The organism is Bradyrhizobium sp. USDA 223 (assembly GCF_044909005.1).
Classification (GTDB): Bacteria; Pseudomonadota; Alphaproteobacteria; order Rhizobiales; family Xanthobacteraceae; genus Bradyrhizobium; species Bradyrhizobium yuanmingense.
Window position 1 is genome coordinate 2,190,952 of record NZ_JBIYDR010000001.1, and the last position, 19,921, is coordinate 2,210,872.

Genomic DNA, 19,921 nt, shown 5'->3' on the forward strand with positions numbered 1-19,921 from the left:
CTCCGTAGCCCGTCAGGCGGCCGGTCGCTGTGCGGTGGACGGCCTGACGTTCTGGTTTAACCGGAACAGATTGCCGGGATCGTACTTGGCCTTCAGCGCGGCAAGACGAGCGTAATTCGCGCCGTAGGCGCCAGCGACGCGATCGGTCTCGTCCTCCGGCATGAAGTTAACGTAGACGCCGCCGGTTGCGTGAGGTGCGGTCTCAGTAAAGAGCCTGCGCGCCCAGGCGATCGAACGTTGCGCATCTGCCGGATCGCGCCATCGCGTGTGAACGTTCATGACAAAGTTCGCGTCGCGGTGGGGGAACGCCGTGGCGTCGACGGCCATGCGACTGGTGGCGCCACCAAGCTGACCAATGAAAATCTCGCACTCTCCGGTCGGCAGGCTGGTCGTATGGCTCTCCAGCGTATCGAGAAGGCCGTCGTTGAGCTCAACGAAATTGTGCGACTTCCAGTAATTGTAGGCGCCGGGCGTAAGCAGTGGGTCAAAGGCGGTCTGCCAAGCCGCGAAGGGCTGCATGCCGATCACGTCCGCGATCGGCTCTCCGAGCGCGCGCAGCGGCTCCAATGCGCGCTTGCCCTCGTTCTCCTCTCCCGTGTAGCAGACGGCGAACGCGACAATCTCCTTGCCGTGAACCTCGGCTGGCAAGAACGGCAGCGGCGGCGCCTGCCTCAGCACCACCCACACCGTCAGTTCGTCCGGCGCCTTGGCGGCGACGTCGCGATAGCCCGCGAGCAGCTCCTTCGCCCGCGCAAAGGGATGGACGATGAGTCCGGCCAGAACCATTGGGCCAACAGGATGCAGGCGGAACTCGAACGAACTCACCACCCCGAAATTGGCTCCGCCTCCGCGGAGCGCCCAGAACAGGTCGGTATTCTCGGCGATGCTCGCCCGGACAAGCTCGCCTTCGGCCGTCACCACGTTCGCCGAGATCAGATTGTCAGCGGCAAGCCCGAACTTGCGGCTGAGCCACCCAAAGCCGCCGCCCAGTGTCAATCCCGCAACGCCGGTCGTCGAGTTGATCCCGAGCGGGGTCGCAAGGCCGAAAGCCTGCGCCTCCGTGTCGAAGTCGCCAAGCGTCGCGCCCGGCTCTACTTGCGCGGTGCGGTGAAATGGATCAACCCTGACGGAGCGCATGAGGGAAAGATCAATTAAGAGCCCGCCGTCACAAACAGCATTGCCCGCGATGTTATGGCCGCCGCCGCGCACGGCGATCAAGAGGCCATGCGCACGGGCAAAGCGTACAGCACGAATGATGTCAGCGGCCCCTCTGCAGCGCACGACCGCGCCCGGGTAGCGATCGATCATTGCATTCCAGATCGTACGTGCTTCATCATAGCCCGGCTCCTCGGCCAGACAGACGTTGCCTCGCAAGGTTTGACGAAAGGCAGCAATTGCATCGCTTTCAAGCGTAATCGCCCCGCCCTGCAGCGAGGCCAGCCGGATCTCCGTCATGGTATCTCCTCCGTGACTAGTGGTCAGTATTGCGGCAGTCCACTTCACGCTCTTGGACAGATCGGCAAAGGGGCGACCACGCCCACGGCTCTTGCAACCTTGACGGCGCAGATCGCCCGTTGCATGCCGTTCGGCTTGCGAACGACAGATTTCCGCCTAGAGATTAGTCCTCCGGCAAATCGAATGGTTCTGCGACAGAATGTCTCGCGGATGAGAAGCGCCCACAAACCTCCGCATCAAGAAAATGCGGTCCGCAGAAGGAACTGCTGGGGTAGAGAAAGGATGGTCCCTTTGTCCTATTGCTGAAGCCAACTCGCCGGCCGATGTCCGTTTTACGTCAGCAGCTGCCACTTCTCGCAATTCAGCTCCTGGCCCTGCACAGCGGACCTCATCTAGGGCGCGGGTTTATGACGACGCGCCATAGACGGTCATCGCGATTTTCTCTTTACGGGTAGGGCGTTGAGTTGAAAGAAAGTCCGGGCCTCGACGCGCAACGTTGTGCCCCCTCAGCTCCCGACACCGCCAACCAGACGCGGGCGACGATTTGCGAGCGTTTTCGCCGCGGGCAGCGCGCGCAGCCATGCCCGAAAACGCACGATCTCCGGACAATCTGCCGTGCCTTCCGGCGCAACCAGCCAATCACCCGGGCCCGATCCCTCATTGATCCGCTCGCAGCGATAGCCTGGATGGTGGCTCACGCCGCGGGCGATCAAGAGGTCGACCTTGCCTTCGACGAGCTCGTGCAGGCCGGCGGGCTGCAGCACGCTCAAACCGATCTCTGCATGTGCGCTGCGAAACCCCGCAAGTTCGAGGCGGCGCAGGTCGTAACTGCCGTGGATCCCCACTTGCAGCAGCACCGTGCCTGCCGGCTTCAGCTGCGAGGTCGCCTCGGCAATGTGGCGGAAGCCTTCGGAGATCCCGGGCAGATAGGCCCGGCCGGCCTCGGTGAGGATGAGCTGCTTGTGCAGACGCTCGAACAGCTGCACGCCGAGGCGCGCCTCCAGCGCTTTCACCTGCTGACCAACGGCAGCGGGCGTGACGTGCAATTCGTGCGCGGCCAGCTTGAAGCTGAGGTGTCGGGCGGCGGCTTCGAAGGCGCGGAGCGCGTTGAGTGGGGGAAGAGCGTAGGTCATCGAGTGCACTTTGACACCGATAGGCCGCGGCCTTGCAATAGATTTTCTTGCGCTGAACCGCAGGAAGTATGCTTTGCGCAGCGCTGATGCCGCCGGCTAGGTTGGCGCGCAAATCCGGAGAAACGCCATGCCATCAGCTCACGTCGTCAGCCACAATCCCGCAACGGTTCATCCGCCCGCCGGCGGCTACTGCATGGGACTCGAGCTGCAGCAGCATCGCCGCCTGCTGTTCATCAGCGGACAGGTCCCTCAAAAGTCCGACGGCACCGTGCCTGACGGCTTCGAGGCGCAATGCGAGCAGGCCTGGCGCAATGTCAGGGAGGTGCTCGCCGCGGCAGGCCTTGGCGTCGAGCACCTGGTCAAGGTCACGACGTTCCTGACCGATCGCAGCCAAGTCGTCGCCAATCGCGCCATTCGCCGCGCGATGCTCGGGGAGCACCAGCCGGCACTGACCGTCGTGGTGGTCGAGACCGTCGACAGCAATTGGCTGCTGGAGATCGAGGCGATCGCCGCGGAATGAGGCGGCTCGTCGATGTTGCAATGAGCCAATCATATCAGGTGTCCAATGGCTGAGATCCATCCGTTCTACCAGACGCACCGCCACGCGATGGAGGCTGCCATGCGCGAGCGACTAGACCTTGCCGAAGCGATGCTCCGCGAGCGCACGGATCTCTCCGACATCCACGCAATCAGGCTGGAGGTGATGGACGAATTCGAGATCGTCCTCACCCAGATGCCCTATGTCGGCGGCGCGGCGAGCCGCATGAGCGATTTCTTCATGCGCCTGACCGGCTTCATGGCCATCAGTCGGGTGCTGCGGCGCCACGGCGTGCCGGTACCCGTGATCGGGGAGATCGAGCGGGAAATCTACAAGGCGCAGCTGCTGATGATTCCCGAAGCCGAGCGTCTCGCCGCAGGGCGTCAGTTCATGTCGCCGGAGAACCAGGCCTTGATGCGTGAGCAGGCGGCAAGGAGCGTCACAGAGGCTCACCAAGCGGAGTTTCCGGAAGATTTCGTCTACGATTTCGTCGAGCCGGGTCCCGAGGACACTTTCGAATTCGGCATCGACTACAAGGCCTGCGGCTTCTGCAAGCTCGCGGCGCGCCGTGGCGACACGGAGATCCTGCCGAACATCTGCGGCCTCGACTTTGTCGCCTACGCCACGCGAGGCATCCGCCTGGAGCGGACCCAGACGCTCGCGGGCGGCGCCAGCCACTGCAATTTTCGATTTTCGCGATTAGACCGCACCCGCTGACCGCGATATAGCTGATCCCGAATCCACGTCGTCATTGCGAGCGCAGCGAAGCAATCCAGAAATGCATCCGCGGAGAGAGTCCTGGATTGCTTCGCGGAGCCTGTCATCGGGCCGCGCTTCGCGCGGACCCGGTGGCTCGCAATGACGGGGGACGGGCGTGCACCGGCCTTTCAAAGCCGGCTGCCGATGATGCCACTATACCCCTGTTTTGCCCGACGGAGCAAATCGAATTCGTAAAATCCGCAATTTCACGACACCCGTCGGCAAGTCATTGATTCCGCTGGCCCCGGCTACTGTGCATGGGGTTGTTTTCGAACTTTTGTCTTGCCGGCCGTCTATTCCGCCGCTTTCTCCCTCAGCCGCTGCGCATAAACGTTGATGACCAGCGCCGCCAGCAGGATCAGGCCGCGGATCAGGATCTTCAGGAAGCTGTCGATGTTGACGTGGTCGAGGCCGTTGTTGAGCACGCCGAGCACGAAGAGGCCGACGATGGTGTTGCCGATGCCGCCGCGGCCGCCGAACAGGCTGGTGCCGCCGACCACGACCGCGGCGATGGAATCGAGCAGGTAGGTGTCGAACTCGTTCTGCTGCGCGCTGCCGAAATGGGCAACGCCGAGCATGCCGCCGAGGCCCGAGCACACCGCCGAGATCACCATGACCGCGCCGAGGATCAGCTTGACGTTGAGGCCCGAATATTCGGCCGCTTCGCGATTGCCGCCGACCATGTAGACGTAGCGGCCGAAGCGCGTGTAGGTCAGCACCAGATGGCCGCCGAGCAGCATGATGGCGGCCACGATGACGATCCAGGGGATGCCGCCGATCGAGCCGGAGCCCAGCGTCGTGATCAGGCTCGGCACCTTGTAGGCGATCTGGCCGCGCACCAGCAGCGCGGAGATGCCGGCGGCGATCTGCATCATTGCCAGCGTCATGATGAAGGAGGGGATGCCGATCACGGTCAGCCCCACCGCGTTGACGAGACCGAGCAGGGCGCAGAGCAGGAGCGACAGGATGATCGCGACCGCGCCGGGCAGGGGAATGTTGGCGATGTTGACGTAGGATTCCTGCAGCGTGAAGTAGGCGACCGCAATGCCCGTGACGTTGGCGATGCTGGCGACCGACAGGTCGATCTCGGCGCAGAGGATCACGAAGGTGAGGCCGACGGCGATGATGCCCGTCACCGATACCTGGGTCAGGATATTGCCGAGATTGTCGAGCGTCGCGAAGGAGGGGCTGGCGAAGGCGAAGAAGGCGGTGAGGAAGATCAGCGTCAGGAACGGGGCGATGTTGCGCATCTGCGAGCGCAGGAAGGGCGCAAGGCCCCGTGCCCGTTGTCCTGTCGCCAAAGCCGTCTCGCTGCTCATGTGCTTCTCCGTCACGCCGCTTCCAGCAGGCGGTCCTTGCTGACCGGCTCGTTCTTGAATTCACGCACCAAGGCGCCGCGCTTGAGCACGAGGATGCGATCGGCCAGCGACAGCACCGTTTCCGGCTCGGTCGACAGCACGATGATCGCGAGCCCCTTCGTTCTGAGGTCGCGCACGATGTTGATGACGTCGTTCTTGGCGCCGACATCCATGCCGCGGGTCGGCTCGCACAGCACCAGCAGCTTGGGCGGATAGGTCAGCCATTTCGCCAGCGCGACCTTCTGCTGGTTGCCGCCCGATAGCATGCCGAGATCGAGGCCGACCACCGGCGGCCTGATCTGCAGCTGCTCGACCTGGCGTTTGGCGATGTCGCGCTCCTGCGCCGGCTTGAGCAGCAGCGAGGAGATGCGGTCGAGAATGCTGATCGAGATGTTCTTGTAGACCGGCTCCTGGTGGAACAGCATGTCGCGCCGGCTCTCCGGCACCAGCGCCACGCCGGCGCGCCGCGCCGCAGCCGTGCTGGCGAAAGTTTTCGGCACGCCTTCGACTGCAAGCGTGCCGCCGTCCGGCTTCAGCTTGCCGAACAGGATGCGCGACAGCTCCTGCTGGCCGCAGCCCATGAAGCCGTAGATACCGAGCACCTCGCCAGCACGGGCCTCGAACGAGACGTCCTGAAGGCTGCGTGACAGCGACAGCTGGTCGACCCTGAGAATGACCTTGCTGTCGCTCGGCTGCGGCAGCATCAGGTCGTCGGTATAGCTATGCTCGAGCGCCTCGCCGCCGCGGCCGATCATGGCCTCGATCAGCGCGCCCTTGCTGGTCGCGGCGCTCGCCGTCTCCGCAACCTTGCGGCCGTTGCGGAACACGGTCACCGTGTCGGACACCAGCAGGATGTCCTCGATGAAATGCGAGATGAAGACGATCGCCGTGCCTTCCTCGCGCAGCCGCCGGAGCGTTGCGAACAGGCGCTCGACCTCGGGCGGGGAGAGGGCGGAGGTCGGCTCGTCCAGGATGACGATGCGCGCGCCGGAGAACAGCACGCGCGCGATCTCGATCAGCTGCTGCAGCCCGATCGGAAGGTCGCCGAGCCGCGCCATCGGATCGACGTCGATGCCGAAGCGGGCAAGCTGCTCGCCCGCCTCGCGCGCCATCCGCCGCCATTGCACGAGGCCGAAGGCGTTGGTCGGCTGGTTGCCGAGGAAGACGTTCTCCGCGACGGTCAGGTCGGGCGCGACGCTGAGCTCCTGGTGCACCATGGCGATGCCGGCGGCGTGCGCATCGCGCGCCGAGCGAAAATGCATCTCCTGGCCGTCGACCAGGAAGCGGCCGGAGAACTCGGTGTGCACGCCGGCGATGATCTTCATCAGCGTGCTCTTGCCGGCGCCGTTCTCGCCGACGAGACCATGGATCTCGCCGGGATAAAGCGCGAAGTCGACACCACGAAGCGCTTCGACGCCGCCGAAGCTCTTCGTGATGCCCTGCAGTTCCAGGATGGGCTGTTGTCCCACGCTCATGAAGGATCTGGAGGCTCAGATCAGGAAGTGATCCTGCATCCACTGCATCCCGGCCGCATTCGCCTTGGTCACGACCGGACCGTCGGTGACGACGTTCTTCGGGATGCCCTGTCCGCTCTTCTCGCCGCCGACCACGGCGGAGACGCCCGCGACGATCGCGCCGCCATGGATGCGGCAGGACGGATTGCGGACGGTCGCGAACATGCGGCCTTCGCTGACCGCCTGGATCGCCGGCGGCATGGCGTCGACCCCGCCGATCAGGATGTTGGTGCGATTGCGCGCCTTCATGATGTTGGCGGCGGCCAGCGCCATATCGTCATTGTGGAAGAAGGCCGCATCGATCTGCGGGTATTTGGTCAGATAGGTCTCCCAGAGACGGGCGGTCTTCGACACGTCCCAATCGGCCGGCTGGGTGTCGAGCACTTCGATGCCCGGGAATTGCTTGACGACCGAGTTGAAGCCCTTGGCGCGGCCCTGCGCACCGGTGTGGCCGAGCGCGCCCTGCGTCATGATGATCTTGCCCTTGCCGCCCATGGCGTTGCACAGCGCCTGCGTCACCGAAGCGCCCATGAACTCGTTGTCGGGAGCGAGGAAGGAATGGACGTTGATCTGATCGAGCGGCGCGATCAGCGTGTCCATGTCGATCACGGGCGTGCCGGCGTCGATCATCTTCTGCACCGGCTGGGTGAGGGTGCCGATGCCGAAGGCCTGGATCGCGACGAAGTCCCATTTCTGCGAGGCCATGTTGTCGATCGCCGCGCGCTGCTTCACCGCATCGAGCTGCCCGTCGAACCAGGTCACCTCGACATTGAACAGCTTGCCCCAGAATTCCGCCGCCTGCTTGCCTTGCGCGCACCAGGTGGCCTGGAGGCCGGCGTTGGAGAAGGCCGCCTTCAACGGCTTCTCGCTGCGTCCGACTGCGGCCAGTGCGGGGTTTATGCCCATGCTGCCGAGGATGGCAGCTCCGGCGCCGGCGGCCGCAGCCGCCTGAAGAAGATCGCGCCTGGTCGTCGAGAAATCTTTCGTCCCGGACATCGCTCGCTCCCATATATTTTGTCGTCGGCGCGTCATTGGTAGCGCTACCGATCTCCGAAAGTCTCTCACAAGAGTTGTTCGCACTCAATCTGCATTCAGCCGCAGCGTCGTCGCAGCCCGCGCGTTGGTGCAGCGCAAAGCGTCAGCTGGCCGCGGCGGCGAATGCGTCGATCTCGGCGAGCAATGTATCCCAGGCCCGCGCGATCTCGGGCGTCCATTCATCGCCGAGCAGATCGCGGAGCACGTCCCTGATGACGACGAAGAACGCGATGAACAGCTCGCGCGGCGCGCCATAGGCATCGTGCGAGGCGACCTCGCACGCGATCAGCCGGAAATGCCCGCGGCGCTCGCCGGCGAAGTCGAGAATCGCCTCGATCGTCAGCCCTAGCATCGACCCCTTCACGAGGTCACCGCTATCCGCGCGGAACATCGCCTGCGTTTCCGGATGGAGTTCGAACAGACGTCGATAGACGAGCGGCGTGAGGTCGGCGCAACGCGAGGCCGCACGTTCAAAGCTGTCGTGGATGGGATGAAAGGCCGCGTTCATCGACAGTTCAGTGCCGCGGGCAAAAAAAGAGCGGGGCCCTGGCCCCGCTCAAAAATTGTGTCGACCCTATTATCCCCGATCTTAAGATTTGATCTTGATTGACGGGGCGACGCTGCGTTTTGCGCGCCAGGGGCTCCTCCCGAGACTTGGACCACCAGGCCTCGACCTCGCGGTCAGCGCCTGAGCAAGAGGGATGCTAGATCAACTTTTCTCACTTGTCATCATTTTCGGCAACGAATGTTCAAAATAGGAGCAGCTGACGAAACGATCGGGCTTTCGCTCCCCTAAATATATGACAGATATAAGAAATTTGTGGATTGCCGGGCGGGTCTCCCTGCCTCAGATACCGGCCCGCCGGGGGTGGGGGTCGTCCGACCACAATTTTTCGAGCAGTTTGCGCAGGGCCCAACAGGCGGCGGAACTGGCCTCGACTCAGCTGCGCCCGAGTGATTAGTTGGCGCACGAACGAATGGTCCGGCGGATGCGCGCACGCCTGCAAAAATTCCTGCCTCTGGTCCTGCTCGCCCTTGTGATGCAGGTGCTGGCGCCGATCGCCGCCTGTCTCGCGGCCGGCCAGGCTGCGGCCGATCCGTTCTCTGCAGGCGTCATCTGCCACAGCGCAAGTGAGCAGGGCGGCCCGGTCGACGAGACCGGGACACCGGCCGCGAAAGCTGGCGCATGCGCGCTTTGTTGCCTCGCGCACGCTGACGCCTCGCTTGACGCGCCGCCCCATGCGGCGTTCTCAACGCCCGTCCGCCCCATCGCCCGCATCGTCTGGCACGTGGCGAACGCGCCGGTCCTCGCCGCCATCGACGGTTCGAGCGCTTGGGCGCGCGCTCCCCCTCGCATTTCCTGATCCGCGAAACCTTCAGCTCCGCGCCGGCTTCCGCCGTGCCGGGATCGCAATGCGCCGGCTCTCTGCCGGCATCAGGAATGACCTCATGCCTCGTTCAGGCTTCTTTCGACTGCTTTCCGCACGTAAGATTCTGCTTGCCTCAGCTTCTGCCCTCGTCGTGCCGTCCAATGCAATCGCCGAGGAAAACCGACGCGAGCTTCCTCCCGTCACGGTCGACGCGCCGCGGGAGAAACGGGCCTCACCAGCCCGCGCACAGCGAACCGCCGCGCGATCAACGCGGGCCCGCGCGCCCGCAACTGCGCGTCCGCAACCGACGGCAGCTTCCGAAGGGGGCCCCGGCCCTGGTGCCCTGACGGTTCTCACCGCCCAGCAGGCGCTGAGCGAGATCAACCAGACGCCGGGCGGCGTAGCGCTGGTCACAGCGGAGGCCTACCGGAACTCGACTCCCGCCAGCACGATCAAGGATGTCCTGGACTACGTGCCCGGCGTATTTGCGCAACCGAAATGGGGCGACGACACCCGGCTTTCGATCCGCGGATCCGGCCTGTCGCGCAATTTCCATCTGCGCGGCGTGCAGCTTTACATGGACGGCATCCCGATCAATACGGCGGACGGCTACGGCGATTTCCAGGAGATCGACCCGACCGCCTACAAATATGTCGAGGTGTACAAGGGCGCGAACGCGCTGCAGTTCGGAGCCAATTCGCTGGGAGGCGCCGTCAACTTCGTGACGCCATCGGGGCGCGACCGATTTCCGAATGGCGTCTCGCTCGACGTGGGAGCCTTCGGGTTCAGGCGACTGCAGGCCAATGCAGGAGGCGCCAACGGGCCGTGGGATGGTTTCGTCACCGCATCAACGCAGGCCACGGACGGCTTCCGCGATCACAGCTTCGGCTCGGGCAACCGCGTGAGCGGCAATGTTGGCTACCAGTTCTCGCCGGATTTCGAGACGCGATTCTATCTCAATGCCAACGAGGTGCGGCAACGCATTCCAGGAACCGTCACCAAGGCGTCTGCCTTGAGCAATCCGGAGGCCGCGGCTCCGGCGAACGTTGCGCTGGACCAGCAGCGCAACATCGACACGGTCAGGCTGGCAAACAAAACGACGATCCGATTCGACGACACCAGGTTCGAGTTCGGCGCCTTCGGCCTCGACCGGCACCTCATGCATCCGATCTTCCAGTGGCTCGATTATCGCTACAGGGATTACGGCGGCTTCGCGAAGGTCACGGACGACCGCATGATCGGCGGTTACCGCAACAGGCTGGTCGCGGGCGTCAACCTGTTGAATGGCAGCATCGACAACCAGCAATTCGCCAACATTGCCGGACAGAAGGGGGCATTGCTGTCGTCGTCGTTCGATCGCTCGGAGAACACCTCGGTTTACGTGGAGGACAGCTTCTATTTTCTGCCGAACGTCGCCGCGATTGCCGGCACGCAATTTCTGCATGCGACCCGCAATCGGCGGGACCGGTTTCTTAGCGACGGCGACCAGTCGGGAGCAACCCGCTTTGATCTTTGGTCGCCGAAGGCGGGCCTGCTGTGGCAGATCGACCCGACGTGGCAGGCCTTCGCCAATGTCTCGCGGAGCGCCGAAGTGCCGAGCTTCGGCGAGAGCGCGCGCGGTCCTGGCATTCCGACGATTCCGTTCACCAGCATCCGCCCGCAGATTGCGACGACCTACGAGATAGGGACCCGCATGCGACGGCCCGACTATTCGTGGGAGTTGACCGCCTATCGTGCCGATATCCGCGATGAGCTGCTGTGCCTGTACAGCGCGTTCGGCAATTGCAACGTGACCAATGCCGACCGAACCGTCCACCAGGGCGTCGAGGCGGGGGCAGGGGCAGCAATCTTCCGCGATATCTTCGTGACAGGAGGCGCGCCCGATAAGGTGTGGCTCAACCTCGCTTATACTTACAGCGATTTTCGCTTCGACAGCGACACGGCGTTCGGCAACAACCAGCTGCCCGGCGCGCCGCGTCACTATTTGCGCGCCGAATTGCTCTACAAGCATCCGACCGGATTCTACGCTGGTCCGAACGTCGAATGGGTGCCGCAGGCCTATTTTGTCGACAGTATGAACACGTTGACGACCGAGCCGTATGCACTGCTCGGATTGAAAGCGGGCTTCGACAATGGCGGGCCGTTCTCCGCCTATATCGAGGGTCGAAACCTCACCAACAGGACCTACATTGCAAGCGCCAGTATCATCGATCGCGCCACGGCGACGTCGGCCTTGTTCGAGCCAGGTGCCGGCCGGGCGGTCTACACCGGAATGAGGTATCGATGGTAAGCGCACTGAGGCTGCCGAGACCACCAAGACGGACCGTGGTCGATCAGATCAAAACCGAGGGAACAAAATGAACAGGATCAAGCTATCACTTCTCGCCGCCGCCATGATGCTTGGCACCAGCGCGGCGGTCGCAGCCGAGGACGTCAAGGCCGGCGATCTCGTGGTCTCGCAGGCCTGGAGCCGGGCGACGCCGGGTGGCGCCAAGGTCGCCGGCGGCTATCTGACGATCGAAAACAAGGGCAACGCGGCCGACAGGTTGGTCAGCGTGTCCGCCGATATCGCAGGCAAGGCCGAGATTCACGAGATGGCCATGGACAATGGCGTGATGAAGATGCGCGCGCTCGACAAGGGACTGGCGATCGAGCCCGGCAAGACCGTGAAGCTCGCGCCCGGCGGCAATCATTTGATGCTTCAGGAGCTGAAGGGGCCGTTCAAGCAGGGCGACAAGGTGCCGGTGACGCTTCAGTTCGAGAAGGCCGGGAAGGTCACTGTTGCGCTCGCCGTCCAGGGCGTCGGCGCGCAGGCGCCGGGCGATGGCGGACACTCGGGCCACATGGACATGAAGAAAATGCCGGATCATTCGGGAATGAAGATGAAATGAGACTGTTCTGGATTCTCGGGAGGCCGAATGTGTCGAAGCGATCCTGTCTGATCCTGATTGCCGCGCTCGCCGCAACACCAGCGGCGGCGCATGTCTCGCTTGAGACCAAGCAAGCCACGATCGGCGCGTCCTACAAGGCGGTGTTCACCGTGCCGCATGGCTGCGCGGGCTCGCCGACGGTGAAGATCCGCGTGCAGATTCCGGAAGGGGTGATCGCGGTGAAGCCGATGCCGAAGGCCGGCTGGACCGTCGACGTCGTCGAGGGCAAATATGCGGGGGAATACGACTATCACGGCAACAAGCTCTCGTCCGGCGTCAAGGAGGTGGCGTGGTCCGGCGGCAAGCTGCCGGACAAGAACTATGACGAGTTCATCATGCAGGCGGTGCTGACCGACAAGCTCAAGGCGAATACGACCTTGTACTTCCCAGTGGTTCAGGAATGCGAGACCGGCGTTCGTCGCTGGATCGAGATCCCAACCGACGCGTCAAGCCATTCGCATGAGGGCAAGTCGCCGGCGCCTGGCGTCAAGCTCCTGCCGAAACCCTGATGCGCCTCCTCGCCGCGCTCGCGACGCTGCTCTTCGCTGCCAGCTTCGCGAGCGGTGCGCTCGCGCATGCGGCGCTGATCTCGGTCGAGCCGGCGAGCGGCAGCACGCTCGCGACCGCGCCGAAGGTGGTCGAGCTGCGGTTCAACGAGCCGGTAACGCCGGGCGCGATCCGGCTGATCGACGGGACGGGCAGGGCGCGGGACGAGACGCGCGTCAGTGCGTCCGGCGACACGATTTCGATCCAGATACCAGCGGATCTGCCTGAGGGGACCGCGGTCGTCAGCTATCGCGTGGTCTCGCAGGACGGCCATCCGATCGTGGGATCGGTGATGTTTTCAGTCGGCATGCCGTCGGAAACGAAGCTGCCCGCGAGTACGGACCATTGGTCGGCCGCGCTGATCTGGCTGGCGCGCGTTGGCCTCTATCTCGGTCTGTTCGTAGGCGTCGGCGGTGTGTGGTTTGCGCGCTGGATATCATGGTCTCTGGCCGGCATGACCGTGCCGCGCGTGGCGCTCGCGGTCGGCCTTTCCAGTGCGGTGGTGTCGCTCGGTGCGCTGGGTCTCGATCTCCTTGGCCTGCCGCCGGCGGCGCTCGCGACGGCCGCACCTTGGAAGGTCGCGGTGGCAACCAGTGCCGGCCGCGCGTTTTTAGTTGCTGCCGCCGCGATACTGTTCGCTCTGCTGGCGCTGCGCAGCGCATGGTCCTCGCGGGCTCTTGCGATCATTGCCATGGTCGGCGTGGGCCTGTCGCTCGCCATGAGCGGGCATGCCGCAACGGCGCCGCCTCGAATGATGATGCGCCCGGCGATGTTTCTTCACGGCCTCTGCGTTGCGCTGTGGATCGGCGCTCTTGCTCCGCTCGCGGCTTTGCTGTCGAAGCCGACGCCGGCAACACTCGCCGTCGTGAAGCGCTTCTCGGGCATCGCCATGCCGGCGGTCGGCGTGCTGGCATTGACGGGCCTCGCCCTTGCGATTGTTCAGCTCGAAAAAGTTTCGGCGTTGGTCGAGACCCGCTATGGCCTCATCCTCTCGATCAAGCTCGGCCTGGTTCTCATGCTGCTCGCCCTTGCGGCGCTCAACCGCTTCCGCCTCACTCCGGCACTCGCCCGCGATCGTGGAGCCCAAGCCATCCTCAAGCGCTCGATCCTCCTCGAATGCGTGATCGCCCTCGCCATCTTCGCCGTCGTCGCCGGCTGGCGCTTCACGCCGCCGCCGCGAAGGATCATTCCCGAGACGCCTTTGGCGATCCACATCCACGGCGACAAGGCGATGTTCCAGGTGCTGGTGTCGCCTGGAAAGGTCGGCAAGGACGATTTCGTGCTCCAGCTCATGACCGGCGATGGGACGCCCCTGGCGGCCAAAGAGGTGACGTTGACGCTCAGCCTGCCCGAGCGCGGCATCGAGCCGATGGAACGGGACGCCTTGCTCGGGCCGGATGGCTACTGGCACGTGCGCAAGGTCGAGCTGCCCTTCGCCGGCCGCTGGCGTGTGCGCATCGAGGCGCTCGTGAGCGATTTCGAGAAGATCACGCTGGCGGATGAACTCGAGGTGCCACCGCCCTAGGCTCACCGGCTTTGCTGAGCACGGTGCTCCTGAAGTCAAACCTGAAGGCAACGGAAAAATGACAGGTATTTCGCCGCGTTAGCGGCTTTTCCTCATTCCCGTCTTGTGTTTTCGCTCCCAATCCGGTTTCACTGCAGGCGATCACTGATTCCCAGAGTATTACCATGCGGTTGTCGCGGTTCTTTCTGCCCATCCTGAAGGAAAATCCGAAAGAGGCGGAGATTGTCTCGCATCGGCTGATGCTGCGTGCCGGCATGATCCGGCAGGAGGCGGCGGGCATCTATGCCTGGCTGCCGCTCGGCTTTCGCGTGCTGAAGAAGATCGAGCAGATCGTGCGCGAGGAGCAGAATCGCTCCGGCGCGATCGAGGTCTTGATGCCGACGCTCCAGCTCGCCGACCTCTGGCGCGAGAGCGGCCGCTACGACGCCTACGGCCCGGAGATGCTGCGCATCGCCGACCGCCACAAGCGCGAACTGCTGTACGGACCGACCAACGAGGAAATGATCACCGAGATCTTCCGCGCCTATGTGAAGTCCTACAAGAACCTGCCGTTGAATCTCTATCATATCCAATGGAAATTCCGCGACGAGCAGCGTCCGCGCTTCGGCGTGATGCGCGGCCGCGAGTTCCTGATGAAGGACGCCTATTCCTTCGATCTCAACGAGGCCGCGGCGCGCGTCGCCTACAACAAGATGTTCGTCGCGTACTTGCGCACCTTCGCGCGGATGGGGCTGAAGGCGATCCCGATGCGTGCCGAGACCGGGCCGATCGGCGGCGATCTCAGCCACGAGTTCATCGTGCTCGCCGAGACCGGCGAATCCGGCGTGTTCATCAATCGCGACGTGCTGGACCTGCCGGTGCCGGGCGAGGACGTGGATTATGAGAGCGATCTGACGCCGATCATCAAGCAATGGACCTCGCTCTATGCGGCGACCGAAGACGTCCACGATGCCGCGCGGTTCGAGCAGGAGGTGCCCGTGGACAAGCGGGTGAACACCCGCGGCATCGAGGTCGGCCAGATCTTCTATTTCGGCACCAAATATTCCGAGCCGATGAAGGCGCTCGTGGCGGGGCCTGATGGTGTCGACGTGCCGATCCATGGCGGCTCGTACGGCGTCGGTGTCTCGCGCCTGCTAGGTGCCATCATCGAGGCTTGCCATGACGATGCCGGCATCAAATGGCCGGAGGCGGTGGCGCCGTTCCGTGTCTCGATCCTCAACCTCAAGCAGGGTGACGCCGCGGTCGATGCGGCCTGCGAGAAGCTTTATGCCGATCTTACGGCCAGGGGTGTCGACGTGCTCTATGACGACACCGACCAGCGCGCCGGTGCCAAATTCGCCGCCGCCGACCTGATCGGAATCCCCTGGCAGATCATGATCGGGCCGAAGGGCCTTGCCGACGGCAAGGTCGAGATCAAGCGGCGCAGCGACGGCGCGCGCGAGACCATGTCGCCTGCCGACGCGGTCGCAAGACTTGTGGGCTGATGAGGCCGGTCGGCTGAATATTGTTCATCGCGCGATATCGCGGCCGCCAATCCGGCCACAATTGACCCCGAATCATGGGATTATCGAGCGATGGATGAGACCATGACCGAAACCGTGCAAACCGCGCCTTTCGCGCCCTTCGAGTGGATGCTGTCGGCGCGCTATTTGCGGGCGCGCCGGAAGGAAGGATTCATCTCGGTCATCGCCGGGTTCTCCTTTCTCGGCATCATGCTCGGCGTCGCGACGCTGATCATCGTCATGGCCGTGATGAACGGCTTCCGCAAGGAGCTGCTCGACAAGATCCTGGGCCTCAACGGCCACATCCTGGTCCAGCCACTGGAATCGCCGCTGACCGACTGGAAGGACGTTGCCGACCGTCTCAGCCAGGTCCAGGGCATCCGGCTCGCGGCGCCGGTGGTAGACGGTCAGGCGCTGGCGTCATCGCCATGGAACGCCTCGGGCGTCCTCGTGCGCGGCATCCGCTCCGACGATCTCAACAACCTCACCTCGATCGCCAAGAACATCAAGCAGGGCTCGCTCGAGGGGTTTGACGAAGGGCAGGGCGTTGCGATCGGCCGGCGCCTCGCCGATCAGCTTTCGCTGCATGCCGGCGACAGCATCACTCTGGTGGCGCCGAAGGGCGCAGTGACGCCCATGGGAACGACGCCGCGCATAAAGCCGTACAAGATCGTCGCGGTGTTCGAGATCGGCATGTCCGAATACGATCTCGGCTTCGTGTTCATGCCGCTTGCCGAAGCGCAGGCCTACTTCAACCGCAGCAACGACGTCACCTCGATCGAGGTGTTCACGACCAACCCCGACAGGATCGACGCCTTCCGCAAGGCGGTGACGGAGGCGGCGGGCCGTCCGATCTTCCTGGTCGATTGGCGGCAGCGCAACTCGACCTTCTTCAACGCGCTCCAGGTCGAGCGCAACGTGATGTTCCTGATCCTGACCATGATCGTGCTGGTCGCCGCGCTCAACATCGTCTCCGGCCTGATCATGCTGGTGAAGGACAAGGGCAGCGACATCGCGATCCTGCGCACCATGGGCGCCTCGCAGGGCTCGATCATGCGGATCTTCCTGATCACGGGCGCTTCGATCGGCGTCGTCGGCACGCTGGTCGGCTTCTGCGTCGGCCTCGTGATCTGCGTCAACATCGAATCGATCCGGCAATTTCTGTCCTGGCTGACCTCGACCGAGCTGTTCTCGCCGGAGCTCTACTTCCTGTCGAAACTGCCCGCCGAGATCGACGTCGGCGAGACCACGGCCGTCGTCATCATGGCGCTGACGCTGTCGTTCCTGGCGACGCTCTATCCGTCGTGGCGCGCCGCGCGCCTCGATCCCGTCGAAGCGCTCCGGTACGAGTGAGGGACTGATGGAGCAGCAGCAGGGGGCAGAAGATGTGCCGGTCATTTATCTCCACGAGATAAAGCGGCAGTACTTGCAGGGCGAGGTGCCGCTGACGATCCTCGACGGCGCCAAGCTGGCGCTGTGGGCCGGCCAGTCCGTCGCCCTGGTGGCGCCGTCTGGCTCGGGCAAGTCGACGCTGCTGCACATCGCAGGGCTGCTGGAAGCCCCCGATTCCGGCGAGGTCTATGTCTCGGGCGCGCCGACCTCGCAACTGCCCGACATCGAGCGCACGCAGCTGCGCCGCACCGATATCGGCTTCGTCTACCAGTCGCACCGGCTGCTGCCGGAGTTCTCGGCGCTCGAGAACGTCATGCTGCCGCAGATGATCCGCGGCCTGAAGAAGTCCGAGACCGTCAAGCGTGCCAAGGAGATCCTCGGTTATCTCGGCCTCGGCGACCGCATCACCCATCGTCCGGCCGAGCTGTCGGGCGGCGAGCAGCAGCGTGTCGCCATCGCCCGTGCAGTGGCCAACGCGCCGCGCGTGCTCTTTGCGGACGAGCCAACCGGCAATCTCGACCCCGGCACCGCCGAGCACGTGTTCCAGGCGCTGATGCAGCTGGTCAAGGCGACGCATGTGTCGATGCTGATCGCGACCCACAACATGGAGCTCGCCGGCCGCATGGACCGGCGGGTCTCCCTGTCGCACGGTCAGGTGGTCGAGCTCGATTAGCTAACCGAAGCCAGTCGCAGGCGCGTTCACCTCTCCGGAGGGAGAGGTGCAGTCCCGACGCGGCGTGCGTTCAACGTCAAAATAACAACTGCGAAAACAACCCCATGCACAGTAGCCAAGTGCTTGGTGGGACTTCCGAAAAAATCGGCGACGGCGCTGCGCCGCGCGCCTCGGGACTCAGGGCCTGATTACCGTCGATTTGAACGGCCCGCCATTGGCCGCGGCGTGCTCCACGGCGGCATTGGCGTGATCGAGGTCGAAGGCTGTCGTCTCATACTCCTCCAGCTTGAGCAGTCCCGCGCGTACCAGCGCGACCAGGCGAGCCGCGGCATCGCGCGGGTACATCCAGACGCCATGGATTGTGATGCATTCGCGCATGATCCAGTTGTAGGGCAGCTCCAGCCCTGGACCGCCCTGCATGTTGACGCCGCCCATCAGCACGATGCGACCGTTGGGCCGCACCGTCATGATCGCGGCGCGCACCACCGTCGTGGCGACGGAGGGCGGCATGATATCGAACGCGCAATCGATCGGGCCAGGCGCGGCGCGCTTCATCAGTTCGCGGTCGTCATTCTCGTTGCCCGTCAGCTTCACCGGCCTGACGCGCGTGCCATGGCGACGCACGAGCTCGGCCAGCATCTTCTCGTTTCGGCCCGGCGCCACGACACAGGCCGCGCCCATCGCGAGCGCCACGGCCACGGCGGCACTGCCGAAATTGCCGGTCGCGCCGCTCACGAGCACGGTCTCGCCGGCCTGCAGCTTTGCGGCAAGGAAGCCGCCATAGGGCACGAGCATGGTGCCGAGCACGCTCCATTGCGTGGCTTCTGCTTCGCTGAGTTCGCCGAGCCGCGTGAGGTTCTCCGTCGGTACCATCATCCGCTCGGCGAAGGAGCCGTGGTGGAAATATTTCTGTAGCCGCATGCCGCCTTCGCCGCGCGCGCTCACACCCTGCAGGTGAATGTCGGGAGCGATCGCGTCGTCGCGCGAGCGCACCGTGGGATCGCAGAGCACCCAGTCGCCCACGGACAGTTTCGTTGCGTCCGGGCCGACCGAGCGTACCCGGCCGACCCCGCCGGCTCCGGGAATGACGGGCAAGTCCAACGCGTACTTGCGTTCACCGCTGAACACTTCCTTGGAATAGGACAGCACGCGGGTGGCGACGACATCGACGATCACCTCGCCGGTGCCCAGCACCGGTTCGGGGACGTCCTCGATGACCAGCGGGGATCCGAAAGATTTAAGTACGGCAGCCTTCATGATGTTGACCTTCGTTCGCACCTCATTGTGAGGTGCACGGAATATGCAAGGGCTGTCGGCGGGCAGGAAGGCCTGGTATTATCCTAGTATTGTCTTGTCCCTCCCTACGGGAGCACGTCATGGCCGACCCCCGCCGCGTCGAATTCGGCGACTTTCTGCGGTCCCGCCGCGAGAAGCTCACGCCAAAAGCGGTCGGACTTCCCCTGACCTCCAGGCGGCGTACCGCGGGGCTGCGTCGCGAGGAGGTGGCTCAACTCGCCGGGATCGGTGTCGATTGGTACATCCGGCTCGAGCAGGGCCGAACGGTCAGCCCGTCGGTCGCCACCATCGATGCGCTCGCCCGTGCGCTGCGGCTCAGCAAGACCGAGCATGCGCATCTGAAAGCGTTGGCCCGTGACGGTGCGAGAAACGCGTTCACCCGCGAGATCGTGCCGCCGCCCATCCGGCGGATGATCGAGAGCCTAGAGCAGCCAGCCTACATCACCGGGCGTCGCTGGGACGTGCTGGCCTGGAACGCGGCGGCCGAGGAGGTCTTTGGCTTCGGTCAGTTCCCCGAGGAGGATCGTAACACGCTGCTTCTGGTGTTGACGAACAAGCAGACGCGAAAATTCTACGGCGCGAGCTGGACCGACGTTGCCAAGCGCATGGTGGCGATGTTTCGCGCCACCCACGACGTCTGGGCCGGCGATCCCGCCTTCACGGAGCTGCTGATGCGGCTGCGCGAGGGCAGTCCGGAGTTCGTCAAATGGTGGGGGGCGCACGACATCCGCAGCACCATCTCGGGCCGCAAGACCATGAACCATCCGAGCAAGGGCGTGCTGCAGTTCGAGCACACCAGCTTCCAGGCCAACGACGATCCCGCGCTGAAGCTCGTGATCTATACGCCGGTCTAAGCCCGCTTCAGAGCGCGCTTCCGCCGTATCACGCCACGTCC

At 64.2% G+C, this 19,921-nt stretch carries 18 protein-coding genes; 11 read left to right on the forward strand and 7 right to left on the reverse strand.

The features are described from left to right. Positions 1 to 12 precede the first annotated feature (12 nt). Both ABIA40_RS10035 and ABIA40_RS10040 read right to left on the reverse strand, forming a co-directional pair. Positions 13 to 1,455, reverse strand: coding sequence for an FAD-binding oxidoreductase (locus ABIA40_RS10035; protein WP_271538009.1), 1,443 nt, complete (start codon positions 1,453 to 1,455; stop codon positions 13 to 15). 506 nt (positions 1,456 to 1,961) lie between these two features. Next, the gene (locus ABIA40_RS10040; RefSeq protein ID WP_271538236.1) at positions 1,962 to 2,588 is read right to left on the reverse strand and encodes a LysR family transcriptional regulator; all 627 of its coding nucleotides are present in this window, start codon (positions 2,586 to 2,588) and stop codon (positions 1,962 to 1,964) included. Positions 2,589 to 2,715: 127 nt separating this feature from the next. Between ABIA40_RS10040 and ABIA40_RS10045 the strand changes: the two genes are divergently transcribed. After that, entirely contained in the window at positions 2,716 to 3,108 is a 393-nt protein-coding gene (locus tag ABIA40_RS10045; protein WP_157283570.1) for a RidA family protein, read from the forward strand. A gap of 45 nt (positions 3,109 to 3,153) precedes the next feature. Beyond that, positions 3,154 to 3,843: an L-2-amino-thiazoline-4-carboxylic acid hydrolase gene (locus tag ABIA40_RS10050; protein WP_404540867.1), complete on the forward strand. Its 690-nt coding sequence runs from the start codon at positions 3,154 to 3,156 to the stop codon at positions 3,841 to 3,843. A gap of 335 nt (positions 3,844 to 4,178) precedes the next feature. Here ABIA40_RS10050 and ABIA40_RS10055 read toward each other — a convergent pair whose 3' ends face one another. From ABIA40_RS10055 to ABIA40_RS10070, 4 genes are all read right to left on the reverse strand, one after another. After that, positions 4,179 to 5,204: an ABC transporter permease gene (locus ABIA40_RS10055; protein WP_225125179.1), complete on the reverse strand. Its 1,026-nt coding sequence runs from the start codon at positions 5,202 to 5,204 to the stop codon at positions 4,179 to 4,181. An 11-nt stretch (positions 5,205 to 5,215) separates the two neighbouring features. After that, the gene (locus tag ABIA40_RS10060; RefSeq protein WP_404540869.1) at positions 5,216 to 6,718 is read right to left on the reverse strand and encodes a sugar ABC transporter ATP-binding protein; all 1,503 of its coding nucleotides are present in this window, start codon (positions 6,716 to 6,718) and stop codon (positions 5,216 to 5,218) included. Positions 6,719 to 6,733: 15 nt separating this feature from the next. Beyond that, a complete protein-coding gene (locus ABIA40_RS10065) occupies positions 6,734 to 7,753 on the reverse strand; it encodes a sugar ABC transporter substrate-binding protein (RefSeq protein WP_036010114.1) in 1,020 nt (339 codons plus the stop codon). Positions 7,754 to 7,895: 142 nt separating this feature from the next. Next, positions 7,896 to 8,300 (reverse strand): globin, encoded by a 405-nt coding sequence (locus ABIA40_RS10070; protein WP_404540871.1) that lies wholly within the window; start codon positions 8,298 to 8,300, stop codon positions 7,896 to 7,898. A gap of 469 nt (positions 8,301 to 8,769) precedes the next feature. Here ABIA40_RS10070 and ABIA40_RS10075 point away from each other — a divergent pair, with 469 nt between their 5' ends. From ABIA40_RS10075 to ABIA40_RS10110, 8 genes are all read left to right on the forward strand, one after another. Beyond that, the gene (locus ABIA40_RS10075; RefSeq protein WP_036010108.1) at positions 8,770 to 9,156 is read left to right on the forward strand and encodes a DUF2946 family protein; all 387 of its coding nucleotides are present in this window, start codon (positions 8,770 to 8,772) and stop codon (positions 9,154 to 9,156) included. Positions 9,157 to 9,241: 85 nt separating this feature from the next. After that, positions 9,242 to 11,452, forward strand: a complete 2,211-nt coding sequence (locus ABIA40_RS10080; protein ID WP_404540873.1) for a TonB-dependent receptor family protein — start codon at positions 9,242 to 9,244, stop codon at positions 11,450 to 11,452. Positions 11,453 to 11,519: 67 nt separating this feature from the next. Then, positions 11,520 to 12,053, forward strand: coding sequence for a copper chaperone PCu(A)C (locus ABIA40_RS10085; RefSeq protein WP_157283577.1), 534 nt, complete (start codon positions 11,520 to 11,522; stop codon positions 12,051 to 12,053). A 29-nt stretch (positions 12,054 to 12,082) separates the two neighbouring features. Further along, positions 12,083 to 12,601, forward strand: coding sequence for a YcnI family protein (locus ABIA40_RS10090; protein WP_404540875.1), 519 nt, complete (start codon positions 12,083 to 12,085; stop codon positions 12,599 to 12,601). After that, on the forward strand, positions 12,601 to 14,163 hold the full coding sequence (locus ABIA40_RS10095) for a copper resistance CopC/CopD family protein (protein ID WP_404540877.1): 1,563 nt from the start codon (positions 12,601 to 12,603) through the stop codon (positions 14,161 to 14,163). Before ABIA40_RS10090 ends, ABIA40_RS10095 begins: the two co-directional genes overlap by 1 nt. A gap of 164 nt (positions 14,164 to 14,327) precedes the next feature. Further along, complete coding sequence (gene proS, locus ABIA40_RS10100; RefSeq protein ID WP_271538002.1) at positions 14,328 to 15,647, forward strand: proline--tRNA ligase; 1,320 nt, start codon at positions 14,328 to 14,330, stop codon at positions 15,645 to 15,647. 90 nt (positions 15,648 to 15,737) lie between these two features. Next, positions 15,738 to 17,018 carry a lipoprotein-releasing ABC transporter permease subunit gene (locus ABIA40_RS10105; protein ID WP_157283581.1) on the forward strand — a complete coding sequence of 427 codons (1,281 nt, stop codon included), beginning with the start codon at positions 15,738 to 15,740 and terminating at the stop codon, positions 17,016 to 17,018. A 7-nt stretch (positions 17,019 to 17,025) separates the two neighbouring features. Beyond that, positions 17,026 to 17,730: an ABC transporter ATP-binding protein gene (locus ABIA40_RS10110; protein WP_036025279.1), complete on the forward strand. Its 705-nt coding sequence runs from the start codon at positions 17,026 to 17,028 to the stop codon at positions 17,728 to 17,730. Positions 17,731 to 17,907: 177 nt separating this feature from the next. Here the strand turns inward: ABIA40_RS10110 and ABIA40_RS10115 are convergent, their stop codons facing one another. Further along, complete coding sequence (locus tag ABIA40_RS10115) at positions 17,908 to 18,987, reverse strand: zinc-binding alcohol dehydrogenase family protein (protein ID WP_275510036.1); 1,080 nt, start codon at positions 18,985 to 18,987, stop codon at positions 17,908 to 17,910. 119 nt (positions 18,988 to 19,106) lie between these two features. On the opposite strand from ABIA40_RS10115, the gene ABIA40_RS10120 reads away from it, so the two are divergent. Further along, positions 19,107 to 19,880, forward strand: coding sequence for a helix-turn-helix transcriptional regulator (locus ABIA40_RS10120; RefSeq protein WP_271538000.1), 774 nt, complete (start codon positions 19,107 to 19,109; stop codon positions 19,878 to 19,880). Positions 19,881 to 19,921 lie beyond the last annotated feature (41 nt).

Coding starts and splice junctions, on each gene's coding strand:
- ABIA40_RS10035 (WP_271538009.1), bottom strand. CDS start 1,455: ATGACGGAGATCCGGCTGGCCTCGCTGCAGGGCGGGGCGATTACGCTT.
- ABIA40_RS10040 (WP_271538236.1), bottom strand. CDS start 2,588: ATGACCTACGCTCTTCCCCCACTCAACGCGCTCCGCGCCTTCGAAGCC.
- ABIA40_RS10045 (WP_157283570.1), top strand. CDS start 2,716: ATGCCATCAGCTCACGTCGTCAGCCACAATCCCGCAACGGTTCATCCG.
- ABIA40_RS10050 (WP_404540867.1), top strand. CDS start 3,154: ATGGCTGAGATCCATCCGTTCTACCAGACGCACCGCCACGCGATGGAG.
- ABIA40_RS10055 (WP_225125179.1), bottom strand. CDS start 5,204: ATGAGCAGCGAGACGGCTTTGGCGACAGGACAACGGGCACGGGGCCTT.
- ABIA40_RS10060 (WP_404540869.1), bottom strand. CDS start 6,718: ATGAGCGTGGGACAACAGCCCATCCTGGAACTGCAGGGCATCACGAAG.
- ABIA40_RS10065 (WP_036010114.1), bottom strand. CDS start 7,753: ATGTCCGGGACGAAAGATTTCTCGACGACCAGGCGCGATCTTCTTCAG.
- ABIA40_RS10070 (WP_404540871.1), bottom strand. CDS start 8,300: ATGAACGCGGCCTTTCATCCCATCCACGACAGCTTTGAACGTGCGGCC.
- ABIA40_RS10075 (WP_036010108.1), top strand. CDS start 8,770: ATGGTCCGGCGGATGCGCGCACGCCTGCAAAAATTCCTGCCTCTGGTC.
- ABIA40_RS10080 (WP_404540873.1), top strand. CDS start 9,242: ATGCCTCGTTCAGGCTTCTTTCGACTGCTTTCCGCACGTAAGATTCTG.
- ABIA40_RS10085 (WP_157283577.1), top strand. CDS start 11,520: ATGAACAGGATCAAGCTATCACTTCTCGCCGCCGCCATGATGCTTGGC.
- ABIA40_RS10095 (WP_404540877.1), top strand. CDS start 12,601: ATGCGCCTCCTCGCCGCGCTCGCGACGCTGCTCTTCGCTGCCAGCTTC.
- proS (WP_271538002.1), top strand. CDS start 14,328: ATGCGGTTGTCGCGGTTCTTTCTGCCCATCCTGAAGGAAAATCCGAAA.
- ABIA40_RS10105 (WP_157283581.1), top strand. CDS start 15,738: ATGGATGAGACCATGACCGAAACCGTGCAAACCGCGCCTTTCGCGCCC.
- ABIA40_RS10110 (WP_036025279.1), top strand. CDS start 17,026: ATGGAGCAGCAGCAGGGGGCAGAAGATGTGCCGGTCATTTATCTCCAC.
- ABIA40_RS10115 (WP_275510036.1), bottom strand. CDS start 18,987: ATGAAGGCTGCCGTACTTAAATCTTTCGGATCCCCGCTGGTCATCGAG.
- ABIA40_RS10120 (WP_271538000.1), top strand. CDS start 19,107: ATGGCCGACCCCCGCCGCGTCGAATTCGGCGACTTTCTGCGGTCCCGC.